The organism is Deinococcus arcticus (genome assembly GCF_003028415.1).
Classification (GTDB): Bacteria; Deinococcota; Deinococci; order Deinococcales; family Deinococcaceae; genus Deinococcus; species Deinococcus arcticus.
The window spans coordinates 140,361-153,455 of the sequence record NZ_PYSV01000005.1; the positions used below are offsets into that span (position 1 = coordinate 140,361).

Here is a 13,095-nt window from a genome sequence, read left to right on the forward strand (position 1 = left end):
GCGCGGGCGACATTGAAGGGCGGTGGGCCCGGGCGTCGCGCTGGGTTGTGGGCTGATTCAAAGGGGAATAGGCCGCTGCCACCCAGCGGCCGATCCCGCCGGTTCCAAGCCCCGCCCGTGCGAAATGGCGCGAGCAGGCCCTGTGCGTTCTGTGCCCGGTTGCCCAGGTCCGCTGTCAGACGGGTCCAGACACAGCGGCGCCCAGCCAGGCTCAACCGGCTGGGCGCGCCTTGGGAAGAGCGCTTACTGCAGCGGCTGACCGTTCACCTTCAGGCCCGCCTGATCCATGTTCAGGTCGGTGACCAGACGAGAGCCCCGGCGCACCAGCAGGCCGTTCTCCTCGCCGGCCTGTATAAGCCCCTGGGCCATGCTGGGATCGGGCGCCAGGGTGGCCGCCAGGGTGTTCAGAGCCTGCGCCTCGCCCTCGCCGTGCAGGCGCACATCCAGCAGGCCCATCAGCAGTTCGGGACTGTCCAGCACGGCCGCCCAGTCGGTGGTGGCTGCACCCTTGAACCCCACCTGCCCGTTGAATTTCACCTCGTCCTTACCCTGTCCCACCGACAGACGGTCCAGCACCAGGGTGGGCCCGGCCTTCAGCAGCGCGGTGATCAGGGTATTGACCGCCGCGTCATCTGGCGTCTTCCTGGTTCGGGTCAGGGCGCTCAGCTGCTCCATGGCCTTGCGGTCCAGGTTGTTCAGGGTCATGTTCAGCTGCAGCTTGTCCAGCGTCTTGCCGGCCACTTCCAGGCGCTCGGCGCCGTAGCCCACCGCCGAACTCATCAGCGGGCCCTGGCTGCGGGTCGTGGAGGTCACGGTCAGGCGGTCGAGTTTCAGGACCTGCCCGCCCGGGGCGCCGGCCTCCAGGCTGGCCAGGGTGAACTGCCCCTTGCCGTCGCCCAGCGTGTCTGGCTGCTGACTGGCATTCATCTGCCAGCTGGCAGAACCCAGGGTCATCCGCATATCCTGGTCTTCAATCACCAGCCCTGGCCACTGCCCGGCCGAGAACACCTCGCGTTCGGTGGCACGCACCGTGCCGCTGGCCGCCTGCCAGCGCGTGGTGGTTCCCTCGGCCGTGATGGTGCCGGCCGGCACGTTGAACGTCGTCACGCTGTGGCCGCCAAACTGAATGTCGGTGCGCAGCGAGATTTTCTGGCCGCCAAACGCCCGGTCCAGCTGGGCCTGCACCCCCGGCTCGAACTGCACGTCGGTGATCACGGTGGCGGCCCCAAAGCGTTTGCCCTGCGGGAACGGACCGTTGTACACGCGGCTGTTCAGCTTGATCACCATAGGATCGGCGGTTTCAGGCATCAGGGTAATGGTCGTGACCTGGGTGCCGCCAAAGGCCGTGCCCTGGTAGGGCTCACTGACCATGCGCGCCAGGCCGCTTTCAGTAAGGGCTTTCTGGGTGCGGCCCAGTTGGGCCTGCACGTCCTTCTGGGTCTGCTGGGCCGCCACGACGGCCACCGTGGCGCCGCCCAGCAGCAGGGCCGCGCTCAGGGCGGCGATGGTCAGTGCGCGTTTCTTCATCATCCTGTCAGGGTAGGGGGTGAACCGAACGAGCCGGGCCGCAGGTGAGGCACAGAATCCTGGACAGGGCGGGGCTGTACCTGTGCGGGGTTACGCCAGTCCAGGGCCCGGCACCAGCACCATCCGCAGATCATTCAGGTTTTGTCCGGTGGGGCCGGTGACCACCAAGTCGCCCAGCGCGCCAAAAAATGAGCCGGCGTCGTTCTCGCGCAGCGCCCGCTGGGGGTCCAGTCCCAGGGCTCCGGCGCGGGCCAGCGTGTTGGGCGTGACCAGAGCGCCTGCGCCGCCGCTGGTGCCATCCACCCCGTCCGAGCCTGCCGAGAGGGCATACACCCCCGGGCCAGCCAGCGCCAGGGCCAGCGCAAATTCGGTGTTCCGCCCGCCGTGGCCGCTGCCCCGCACTGTCACGGTGGCCTCACCGCCCGAGAGGAGGGCCACCGGGGCAGGCCAGGGCGTGCCGTGCGCCTGCACGCTGCGGACCAGGGCTCCATGAAAGGCGGCCAGCTCGCGCGCCTCGCCCGTGAAGGTGTCGCCCAGGATCATAGCCGGGAAGCCCCGGGCCTGCAGGGCTGCCTGCGCCGCTCGCAGCAGGTCGCGGTTTCCACCGATTACCTGGGCGTGGGCATGGGGCAGAGCCGTGGGGGTGTCCTCGTGTTCACCCCGGGCGCCCGCCTCCAGAACAGCCCGGGCCTCCGGCGCCGCCACCCCAAAGCGGTCCAGCACCCCCAGGGCGTCGGCAAAGGTGCTGGGGTCGGGCACCGTGGGCCCGCTGGCGATGGTGGCCGGATCGTCGCCCACCACGTCGCTGAGCAGCCACGCGCGCACCCGGGCTCGGGTGGCCGCCGCCAGCTGGCCCCCCTTCACGCGCGACAGGTGGCGGCGCACGGTGTTCAGGGCGTGAATATCGGCCCCGGCACGCATCAGTTCAGCGCTCAGGGCCGCTTTCTGGGCCAGGGTGACCCCGCGTGGCGCACACAGCAGGGCGCTGCCCCCACCAGACAGCAGGACCAGCGCCTCGGTCCCAGGTTTCAGCGCTGCCAGCAGCCCCAGGGCTTCCCGGGCCGCCGCCACACTGCGGTGATCCGGGTGCGGGTGGCCAGCGCGGCGGACCGTGACATTTGGGGGCCACGGCGGCGCAGCGGCTCCGTCAGGTAGCACGACCAGCCCGGGCACGCCTGGGTAAGCGGCCAGCGCGGCCGACATCATGGGGGCCGCCGCCTTGCCCACCGCCAGCACGACGGCAGGCGGCGGCGCCTGCAGGTATGGCGCCAGCAGACGCCCCGGCGCGGTGGCCGCCAGCGCCTCCTGAAAGCAGGCCAGCAGCAGCGCCCGCGCCTCGTCCGGGGTCATGCGCCCAGTGTACGGTGCGGGCAGAATGTAACGCCATGCACGACGAAAATTCCACCCCGTCAGCTTGCTGATCTCAGCCTGAAGCTCCGCTCTATGCCCGCTCAAGGGCCGCTCCAGACTGACTGAAGGTCACGTCATCTGCGCGCGCTGCCCCCGGGGCACACTGCAGGTATGGAACTGCTGTTTGCCCTGGCCGCGATTGCCCTGCCCCTGATTTCCATTCCGGTGATGTACCCGGGCCGCGTGCCCCAGGACGGAACACAGGAGTGAGCTTCCCCACCGATGACTTGAGCCGGGCACCCTCCCATGGGTGCCCGCTTCCATTGGGTCATTCGCCTTCGCGCACGGCGTAGCGCTCGGCCAGGGCCAGCACGTCCCTGGGGTTCAGCACGCCCTTGAACCACACCACGCGGTCGCCAAAATCGCTGGGGTCCACCCCGGCGCGTTCCAGGTTCAGGCGCTCGCTCACGCACACGATCACGTCACGGCGCCCGGCTTTGCGCAGCAGCTCGAATTTCTTGCGCAGGTACTCCGGGCGCCAGTAGCCCACGATTTCCACCAGCACCGAGCGCTCGCCCTGCACCAGCCGGAAGTCCGGCAGAATTACCCCGCCCGGCACCGGCACAAGGTCCACCTCACGCTCCAGCTGCCAGGGCGTATCCAGCTTGGCAAAGCGCTCGGCAAAGCCGGATTCCAGGGCGCTGTCGTGCTCCTGTGGGGGAGCGTAGTGGCTGACGTAGCCGTCTTCACTCGTGAGCTGAAACGACCATTCGGTGTCGGCGGGGTCCACCCACGCGAGGTCGCGCCGGGGCCTCAAGGTGGCGCTCAGGTCCCACTTTGTCACGTGCAGCAGGGCCGGCAGAAACTTGGCCATGCTCAGGCCATAGCGGGTGGTCTGCCCGAAGAGGCTGGCCGGGCCGTCCAGCGTGAGGGTAAAGCCCAGGTTGGCGTCGCCTTCCACGGTGGCCATCAGGCCAAAGAACTTCAGGTATTTCAGCAGCTGCTTGTAGCGCGCCGGTTCGTTGCGCCGCGCGGTGATCACCAGTTCGGACGCCCGGTAGAGGGTGCCCTGCGCCTGCGCCAGATCGTAGCGGTGAATCAGTTCCAGCGGGGCAGGCGGCTCAAAGGCCACCAGGGTCTGCTGGTCCGGCAGGTCAGCGTACAGGGCGGCCGTCAGTTCGTCCGGGCTCAGGGGCCGTTCCAGGCCCAGCGAGCGGCCTGCCTGCTCCAGCACCAGCGTGGTGGTTCGGCGGCTGGGCACCCCCGCCTGGGCCAGTTCGAACACGCGGGCGCGCACCACGCCCGGCTCCACGGGCCCGGCGGCCTCGAAGGTGCCCAGGTTGGTCAGCAGGTGCGCCAGCCCGCGCAGCACCTTGAAGTCCTGGCGCCCCGCTTCCAGGGTGCGCAGTTCATCGTCCAGTTCAAAGCGCCGTTTGCCGATGTGGGCTTCAAAGGCGCCGATCAGGGTCTGCGCCAGCGCGAGGTTCTGGGTGGTGGGCTTCAGGCGCCGGGGCTCCACCAGGCCGGCCTTGACCCGGAAGATCAGCAGCTCAGTCGGAAGCATTCAGCACCCCAAAATCGTCCTCGGCGGGGGCCTTCCACTGCCCCCGGCGCTGCTGGCTCACGCGCTCCTCGCTGGTGCCCTGGGTAATCACCTCGTACAGCACCGCCTGTTTGCCGGGCGCGCGGCGCAGAATGCGGCCCAGCCGCTGAATATGCTCGCGCTCGGTGGCGGTGCCGGACAGCACCACCGCCACGCTGGCTTCCGGCACGTCCACGCCCTCGTTCAGCACCCGGCTGGTCACCAGAAGGCGGTACGCCCCAGAGCGGAACTTGTCCAGCAGGGCGTGGCGCTCCTTCACGGGCGTCTGGTGCGTGATTGCCGGAATCAGGAATTCGCGGCTGATGCGGTAGACGGTGGCGTTGTCGTCGGTAAAGATCAGGGTGCGCGCCTGGGGGTGGTTGGCCAGCACCTCTTCCAGCACGCGCAGTTTGCCGCCCGTGCCGTAGGCCAGCGAGCGGGCCTCGCGGTGGGCCAGCATGGCGCGGCGGCCATGGGGGGTGCCGCTGCTCATCACGAACTGTTTCCAGCCCTCAATGGACCCCAGCCGGATGCCGCTCAGGCGCAGGAATTCGTTGCGCTGCGCGATCAGGTCGTCGTAGCGGCGCTGCTCAAAGGGACTCAGCGACACCCGGATCACCACTTCCTTGTAGGGCGCCAGCGTGTCGCCCGAGAGGTCTTCGGGGGCGGCGTGGAACACCACCGGGCCAATCAGGGTGTCCAGGTCACGCTCGCGGCCGTCGCTGCGTTTGGGCGTGGCGGTCAGGCCCAGGCGGTAGGGCGCGAGCCCCATCTCGGCAATCACGCGGGTAAAGTCGCCCGGCAGGTGGTGGGCTTCATCGAAAATCTGCAGGGCGTAGCGCCCGGCCAGCGTCTCGGCGTGAATGGCCGCCGAATCGTAGGTGCTGACCAGCAGCGGCGTCTCGTCGTGGCTGCCGCCGCCCAGCAGGCCCACCTGCCCGTCGGGGAAGGCGGCCACCAGCCCGGCATACCACTGGTGCAGCAGGTCCAGCGTGGGCACGCAGATCAGGGCGCTGCGGGGCGTATCGCGCAGCGCCAGTTGTGCCACCAGCGTCTTGCCGGCCCCCGTGGGCAGCACCACCACCCCCCGGCGCCCGGCCCGTTTCCAGGCGTTCAGGGCGCGGGTCTGGTGCACGTAGGGGGTCACGTCGCGCGCAAAGCCCAGTTCCAGCTTCTCGAAGGCGGCGGCGCTGTCGCGGAAGGGCACGCCAGCTTCGCGCAGGGCCTCCACCACCGCGCGGTAGGCCCGGCCCGGCGCCCGCCACGACTGGCTGCGCGCGTCCCACAGAAACTGGTCACGCACGGGCCCGGGCACCTCGGTCATCACGAGGGTCCCCCGGTCCAGGCGCAGGGCAGGCGTCATCCTGCGGGGCATCGTACCCGCCGCTGGGCAGGGGGCGCCGTGCGCCGGGGCGCATTTCGCGCGCTTACGGGGTGGGGGACGGGGGCGGCGCGTCTGCGGCCAGCAGGGCCACACCCAGGCCTGCAAAGGCCCGGTCATCGGCCGGGGGGTGGGTCAGGCCCGCGCGCGCGTCGCGCAGCAGCCGCTCCAGGGGCAGGGCCGGCGTCAGCGCGGCGCCGCCCGCCAGCCGCAGGGCCTGATCGGTGGCGTCCACGGCGGCATTCGTACACAGCGCCTTCGCCGCGCCCAGCAGGGGCAGGGCGGCGGCCCCCGGGGCCGCGTCCCAGCCGGCCGCCGCCTGCCAGAGCAGCGCCCGCGCCGCCAGCAGCCCGGTGCCCAGGCGCCCCACGCCCTCCTGCAGCTGGGGCAGGGTGGCCAGTGGAGCGCCCAGCGCGGTGGGCACGCGCTTGTGGGCGTAGGCCGTCAATGCCTTCAAGGCCGCAAACCCCACCCCCAGGTAGGTGGCGGCCACCGCCGTCCAGAACCACGCGCTGCTTGCCGCATGGGGTTCGGCGGGGGCCCACAGCCCGGCTGGCGCCCCCTGAAACACCACGTCGTGGCTGCCGCTGCCGCGCAGGGCCAGGGCGCCGTGCCACGTGGGTTCAAGGTGCACGCCGTTTCCCCGCAGGTCCACCCAGAATCGCCCCACGCCGCCGTCTGGCAGGGCCGCCTGCACCAGCGCCCAGTGCAGGGCCCGCGCGCCCGTGCTCCAGGTTTTGCGCCCGCTGACGCGCCAGCCGGCGCCGTCCGGCGTGGCGGCCGTGCGAGGCTGGCCCCCGCGCGACGGGCTGCCCAGTTCCGGTTCGCTGGCCAGGGCGTTGACCAGCTCGCCGCGTCTGCACGCCCCCGCCAGGGCCAAGAGCAGTTCGTCCGGCAGCGTGCGGCCCTGAAGCGCGGCGCCCGTCACGTGCCCGTGCATGGCCAGCACCAGCGCGAGGCTGGCCCCCTGCTCGCCCAGGGTCAGCTGCGCCTGGGCAAAGCCGCTCAGCGTGGCCCCCAGGCCACCCGCAGAAGAGGGCAGGGTCAGGCGGGTGTAGCCGCTGGCCCGCAGCGCCTGGGCGGCCTCCGGGGTCACGTCCTGCGCGGCCTCGCAGGCGGGCGTATGGGTGCGGACCGCCTCGGCGGCACGCGCCACCACGGCCCGCTGCTCGGCGTTCAGGGGGGCAGCGGGCCAGTGGGTGGGCGCCGTCATGCGGGCGGCTCGGCAGCGCCGGGCGCCGCCTGCAGCGTGAACGTAAAGGTGCTGCCCTGCCCCGGCACCGACGAGGCCCAGATCTGCCCGCCGTGGTGGTCCAGAATCTTGCGCACGATGGCCAGCCCCATGCCGGTGCCTTCAAAGCGGTCGCGGCCGTGCAGGCGCTGGAACATCTCGAAAATTCGCTCGGCGTACTGGACTTCAAAGCCAATGCCGTTGTCGCGCACCTCGATCTGCCAGCCGCCATTCTCGGCGGGACGGGCCTGCACCTCAATCTGGGGAGAGGCCCCCTCGCGGCGGAACTTGATGGCGTTGCCCAGCAGATTCTGAAACAGCTGCGCCAGTTCGGAGCGCACGCCCAGCACCTCGGGCAAGGCGCCCCAGGTCACGCGGGCCCCGCTGCGCTCGGCGGCGCCGTGCAGGCTGTCCAGGGCGTCTTGCAGTGGGCCCGCCAGCGCCAGAGGCACCAGCGGCTCACGCACCACGTTCAGGCGCGAGAACACCAGCAGATCGTCAATCAGGACCTTCATGCGTTCGGCGCCGCGCGTAACAAACTGCAGATACTGCCGCCCCCGGTCGTCCAGCCGCTCGCCGTAGCGGCGCTCGATCAACTCGGCAAAACTGGCAATGGTGCGCAGCGGTTCTTGCAGGTCGTGGCTGGCCACGTAGGCAAAGCGTTCCAGGTCGGCGTTGGAGCGTTCCAGGTCGCGGGTGCGTTCCTGCAGCGCGCGGGCATGCTCGGCGCCCTCCAGGGTCAGGCCCACACTGCGCATCACGGTGGCCAGCACCGCCCGGTCGGTGGCCGTCCAGCGCCGGGCGCCAAACAGGCCCACCACAATCACGCCCTGTACCCGGTCCCCCACCCGCACCGGCAGCGAGGCTGTGGCGCTGATGTGCGCCACGGTGCTGTCCAGGCCGTCGTTGGTGCGGTCGTACTCGTCCTGATACAGCGGCTCGCCGGTTTCAAAGGGCAGGCGGACAGTGCGGGTGGTCTCATAGGGAAAGCCGGCGTCCACCTGCCGCTGCAACTCGGCGCTGTGCAGGTCGCCCAGCTGGGTTCTGGCCTGCCAGGTGTCGCCCTCGCGTTCCCAGTAGATCGAGTACCCCTCGGGCAACAGCGAGAGCATGATGTGCTGGGCGCGCGTGATCAGGCTGTAGGAGTCGGCTTCCAGGGTCAGGTTGCGCGTCAGGCCCTCGAAGGCTTCCAGGGCCTGGGTGCGGGCCTGCAGGGCGTCGCGCTGCTTTTGCAGCTGCAGCGATACGGCGGCGCGCTCCAGCGACAGGTTCAGGCTGCGCCCGGTGGAGCGCACCACCGCCCGGCTGTGCTCACCCCACTGCCGGGTGTTCTTGAGCCCCACGGCCAGCAGTCCCACCACCTCATCCTCCACCACCATGGGGTACAGCGCCACGGTGCCGTAGGCCTCGGTGGCCGCCACCTGTTCGTGCGCCGGATCCCAGCCGTCCACGAAGACCGGGGCGCGGGTGCGCGCGGCGTCGGCAAAGGTGGGGGCTTCTGCGGGCACGCCCGCCGTGATGCTCTGAATCACGGCCGGTTCCAGGTCCTCAGTCCACACCTGGGCGCGCCAGAGCTCGCCGTCGCGCTCGTAATAGGCCGCGCTGCACTGGGCAAAGAAGCGGCGAAACACGCCCATGGCCTCACGCGCCAGGGTCAGGACCTCGGTGGTGGTGCCGGCGGCCTCGGTAAAGCGCACGAACGCCTCCAGGGCCGCCGCCTGCGCTTCCAGTTCGTGGGTGCGCGCCTCCACCCGCGCCTCCAGCAGCCGGTGGCTGTCTTGCAGCTGCTGGTACAGCCGGGCGTTGTCCATGCCCACCGCTGCCTGCGCCGCCAGGGCCTGCAGCAGTTCCTCGGCGCGCGCCGTGAACACCCCGGTCTCGGCGTGCCCGAAAAACAGCCCGCCCAGTACCTCGCCAGAACGCGACACCACCGGCACGGCGAGGTAGCTGCGCACTGGCAGGTGCCCGGCAGGCATGCCGTGGTGCGGGGCGCTGTGCCCATAGCGCGGGTCCTGCGTGATGTCGTCCGAGCGCACCACTCCCTGCGCAGTGAAGGTGGGGGCGAAAATCTGGGTGTTGCGCGGCATGGGAAACCGGTCAAACGCCTCCCTGGGCACGCCGGAGAGGGTATAGAGCATGTAGCTCTCCTGTCCCTCGCCCACAACGTTGTAAAAAAAGGCCCCGAACTGCGCGCCGCTGAGCTCCACCCCCGCGTCGGTGACCGCCTGCACCATGCGGCCCAGGTCCAGCTCGGCCGCCACCAGCTGCCCGCTGTGGTTGAGGCGCCGCAGGGCTTCGGCCTCTTCCTGCAGCTGGGCCTGGGCGCGCACGCGGCTGAGCGCCTGGGCACACTGGCCCAGGAGCGCCTCAAAGAACTCGCGCTCGTGGGGGTGAAACTGCCGCAGGTCCCGGAAGCTCAGGGCCAGCACACCCCACAGCTGCCCGTCCACCGAGAGCGGCAGCGCCGCCATGCTGCGCGTCTGCGCGGCGCGTACCCCCACCGAGCCCGGATACCGCGCGTCGAAGGTGTCGCCCTCCACATAGGTGGCCTGCCCGCTGCGGGCCACCTCACAGGGGGGAATATCCAGACTCAGGGGAAAGCGGGCAAAGCGCGCGCGCAGTTCGGGCGGATACCCGGTGTCGCCCACCAGTTCCAGGTGCTCGCCGTCGGCGGTGGGGCGCACCAGGGCCGCCATGGCCGCGCCGGCCGCCGCCGCCGTCTCGCGCAGCGTGACCTGCACCACCTCGGCCAGGGTGCCCGCCTGGGCCAGGGCCGCCGTGATCTGCTGCAGGGCAGCGGAGCGGTACTGGGCGCTCACGTCGCGCAGCTGCACGGCGAGGTGACTCCCGTGCGGCGTCACCTGCACCCGCACCCACCCACCCAGCGCCGGATTAAAGGCGTCGTACTCCACCCGGCGGCCCTCAGCGCGCGCCCGGCGGCTTTCGCTGAGCCAGCGCGGGCTGAAGGCGTGGGCGAAATCGGTTTCCAGTGACAGCCCGCTCAGATCAGCGCCCCGGCGCCCCACCACGGCGCCTGCCGCGTCGTTGGCGTACACAAAACGTCCGTGTTCATCCAGCACAAACAGCGCGTCGTCGCTGGCGGCCAGCAGGCTGGCCAGGGCCGACAGGGACAGCTCGTGGACCGGGGTCACAGGGGCACAACAGCGGAGAGGGCGGCAGACTCGGGCAAGGGAACGCCATTCTAGCAAGGCAAGGGGGGCACCTCAGACGGTCGCAGGGCCAGGGGCAGGCCCAGCAGTGAGGACAGGCGCCGCTCTTCTCAAGGATGCCTAAGCCCCGCGCCGCCGCGCCCTGCCCCCGTCCCCCCCGGGCCATGCTTTAGGCTGAGCAGGATGCGTGTTCTTTCTGTTCTGTTCCTGGCCCCCCACACCCCCGGAGGCCCCCGATGAGCGGCGGGCTGGTGGCCCTGCTGGACGATGTGGCGGCCATTGCGCGGCTGGCGGCGGCGTCCATTGACGACATCGGCGCGGCGGCGGCCAAGGCCGGCACCAAGGCCATTGGCGTGGTGGTGGACGACACCGCCGTGACCCCGCGCTATGTCACCGGGTTCCGGCCCGAGCGCGAACTGCCGATCATCTGGCGCATCGCGCGCGGCTCGCTGCGCAACAAGGTGCTGTTTATCCTGCCTGTGGCGCTGCTGCTCAGCCAGTTTCTGCCCTGGGCCATCACGCCCATTCTGATGGTGGGCGGGGCGTACCTGTGCTTTGAGGGTGCTGAGAAGGTCATTGAAGCCTTTGGCGGCCACCACGAGAGCGCCGCCGAGTCCGAGGCCAAGCTGAGTAGCGAGGCCCACGAGCAGCAGATGGTGGCCGGGGCGATCCGCACCGACTTCATTCTGTCGGCGGAAATCATGGCCATTGCCCTGGCCGAGGTGGCGAACGAGCCCTTCGCGCTGCGCGCCGTGATTCTGCTGGTGGTGGCGCTGATCATCACCGCGCTGGTGTACGGCGTGGTGGGACTGATTGTGAAGATGGACGACTTCGGCCTGCGCCTGGCGCAAAGCGGCTCCGGCGCTGCCCGTGCACTGGGGCGCGGCCTGGTCAAGGGTATGCCGGTGGTGCTGGGGGCCCTGTCGGTCATTGGCACGGCAGCCATGCTGTGGGTGGGCGGTCACATCGTGCTTGACGGCCTGGCGAAGTTTGGCCTGGGCGGCCCCGCGCACTTCCTGCACGATCTGGCAGTGGCGGCCGGGCACGCGGTGCCCTTTGCCGAGGGCTTCGTGGAGTGGCTGGTCGAGACGCTGGGTTCCGGGCTGGTGGGGCTGGTGCTGGGCGGGTTGATCGCCGGGCTGCTGCACCTGCGCCCTGGTAAGAGCAAAGCGGCCCACTGAAAGCAGCCCTTCCGGCCGCGCTGCGCCTGAACCCGCGCTTTCAGGGCCGGGTGTGGGGCGGCGCCCGGCCGGCCCCACCGGGTCCGGACAGCGTGCCCACTGGCAAGGCGTGGCTGGCCGATGGCCAGCGTGTGGCAGCCCCTTTGAGGACAGGACCGTGCAGCGCCTGTGCGACACCTTTCCCCACGAGATGCTGGGTCAGGCGCACCTGCAGCCCTTTACCCTTGCTGGTAAAACTGCTGGACTGCCAGGACTGGCTGAGCCTGCAGGTGTGCATCCGGACGACGGGCAGGTCCGTGCCCTGGTAGGCCCGCAGGAACGTGGCAAGACCGGGAGCTGGCATGTGCTAGAGGCGGCCGGGGGCACCGAACTACGGGCGGGCCCGGCGCCCGGACCCTGACGCGCGCGATCCGGGCGGGCGCGGTGCTGGGCTGCTGCGCCCGGCTGACCCCGCGCCCCGGCGACACCCTCTCCATTCCGGCTTCATTCCGGCCGGCACCCTGCACGCGCTGGGCCCAGGCCTGCTGACCTACAAACTGCAGCAGGCGTCAGACACGACCTGCCGCGTCTTCCACTGGGACCGGCCCCAGAGTGCCGGGCGAGCCGGTGGGCTGCGAGCATTTCATACGGACTGCCGTTCATTTCCGTAACATCCGGGAAGGAGCCGGATGTTCCGCTCCTACGGAGCCTTTCAGGTCCAATTCCCGGAAATCCGCATCTGTTCCTTCTTCCTCCGGTCGGAAAAATTCCGTAATATGTTACGGAATTTTTCGGAATCCGTATCACCCTGCGGGCCCAGCGTGGCGGGGCAGGGCTGGCACCGGGGGCCGCCCCGCTGTAGTCACCGCTGTGGACGGCGAGGTGACGCTGGGCACGGGCACCGAAACGCTGACGCTGTCTCCCCGCACGACACTCGCCCTGATTCCGGCCGCTATCCTGGCGCTGCAGCTGGGGGGCGCGGGGCGCTCAAGAAAGCGTCAAGGACACCCTTCTTCCTGTCCGGGCACACTGAAGCCATGACGCCTCTGTCCTGTTCCCAGTGCGGCGCGCGCAACCGCGTGGCCGCTGTTCCCCAGGGCCAGGTGCCGGTCTGCGCCCGTTGCGGCGCGGCCCTGCCCTGGCTGCACGACGGCACCGACGACTCTCTGGACACGGACGTTCAGGCGGCGGTGCCGGTGATCGTGGATTTCTGGGCGCCGTGGTGCGGGCCCTGCCGGGTGGTGGGCCCGGTGCTCGAAGAGATTGCCCGGGAGCGGGCCGGCCGGGTCCGGGTGGTCAAGGTGAACGTGGACGAACATGGCCGCCACGCCTCGGCGCTGGGCGTGCAGGGCATTCCCACCCTGCTGCTCTACCGCCAGGGGCAGCTGACTGGCCGCCTGGTGGGCGCCCAGCCCAAGGGCGTGCTGCTGAGCTGGCTGGACGGAGCCTGATACGCATTCCGTCCATTTCCGTAACATCCGGGAAAGAGCCGGATGTTCCTCCAATTCCCGGAAATCCGTATTTTTTCTTTCTTCCGCTGGTCGGAAAAATTCCGTAACACGTTACGGAATTTTTCGGAACCCGTATGAAAGACTGGCCCAGCGCGGCGCGTTGCTGCCCTGCGCACTCCACGCAACCCGTTCAGGGCCGCCGCTCAAGAGTTCTGTGAGGCCGCCTGTGGCAAACTGACCCGA

At 70.1% G+C, this 13,095-nt stretch carries 9 protein-coding genes; 3 read left to right on the top strand and 6 right to left on the bottom strand.

The window, feature by feature from the left end; all coding sequences use genetic code 11:
• Positions 1-243: 243 nt before the first annotated feature.
• The 6 genes from C8263_RS07060 to C8263_RS07085 form a co-directional block, all read right to left on the bottom strand.
• Positions 244-1,530 carry a DUF945 family protein gene (locus C8263_RS07060; RefSeq protein ID WP_233218692.1) on the bottom strand — a complete coding sequence of 429 codons (1,287 nt, stop codon included), beginning with the start codon at positions 1,528-1,530 and terminating at the stop codon, positions 244-246.
• 87 nt (positions 1,531-1,617) lie between these two features.
• Entirely contained in the window at positions 1,618-2,877 is a 1,260-nt protein-coding gene (locus tag C8263_RS07065) for a glycerate kinase type-2 family protein (RefSeq protein WP_107137422.1), read from the bottom strand.
• A 328-nt stretch (positions 2,878-3,205) separates the two neighbouring features.
• Complete coding sequence (locus tag C8263_RS07070; RefSeq protein ID WP_107137423.1) at positions 3,206-4,441, bottom strand: DUF790 family protein; 1,236 nt, start codon at positions 4,439-4,441, stop codon at positions 3,206-3,208.
• Complete coding sequence (locus tag C8263_RS07075) at positions 4,428-5,822, bottom strand: DEAD/DEAH box helicase family protein (protein WP_107137424.1); 1,395 nt, start codon at positions 5,820-5,822, stop codon at positions 4,428-4,430. Before C8263_RS07075 ends, C8263_RS07070 begins: the two co-directional genes overlap by 14 nt.
• Positions 5,823-5,886: 64 nt before the next feature.
• Positions 5,887-7,053, bottom strand: a complete 1,167-nt coding sequence (locus C8263_RS07080) for an acyl-CoA dehydrogenase family protein (RefSeq protein WP_107137425.1) — start codon at positions 7,051-7,053, stop codon at positions 5,887-5,889.
• Positions 7,050-10,223: a GAF domain-containing protein gene (locus tag C8263_RS07085; RefSeq protein ID WP_107137426.1), complete on the bottom strand. Its 3,174-nt coding sequence runs from the start codon at positions 10,221-10,223 to the stop codon at positions 7,050-7,052. Before C8263_RS07085 ends, C8263_RS07080 begins: the two co-directional genes overlap by 4 nt.
• A 254-nt stretch (positions 10,224-10,477) precedes the next feature.
• Here C8263_RS07085 and C8263_RS07090 point away from each other — a divergent pair, with 254 nt between their 5' ends.
• The 3 genes from C8263_RS07090 (at position 10,478) to trxA (ending at position 12,852) form a co-directional block, all read left to right on the top strand.
• Positions 10,478-11,422 carry a DUF808 domain-containing protein gene (locus C8263_RS07090; RefSeq protein WP_107137427.1) on the top strand — a complete coding sequence of 315 codons (945 nt, stop codon included), beginning with the start codon at positions 10,478-10,480 and terminating at the stop codon, positions 11,420-11,422.
• A gap of 157 nt (positions 11,423-11,579) precedes the next feature.
• Positions 11,580-11,822, top strand: coding sequence for a cupin domain-containing protein (locus C8263_RS18895; protein ID WP_146160620.1), 243 nt, complete (start codon positions 11,580-11,582; stop codon positions 11,820-11,822).
• Between the two features lie 616 nt (positions 11,823-12,438).
• Positions 12,439-12,852, top strand: coding sequence for a thioredoxin (trxA, locus tag C8263_RS07095; protein WP_107137428.1), 414 nt, complete (start codon positions 12,439-12,441; stop codon positions 12,850-12,852).
• Positions 12,853-13,095: the final 243 nt, after the last annotated feature.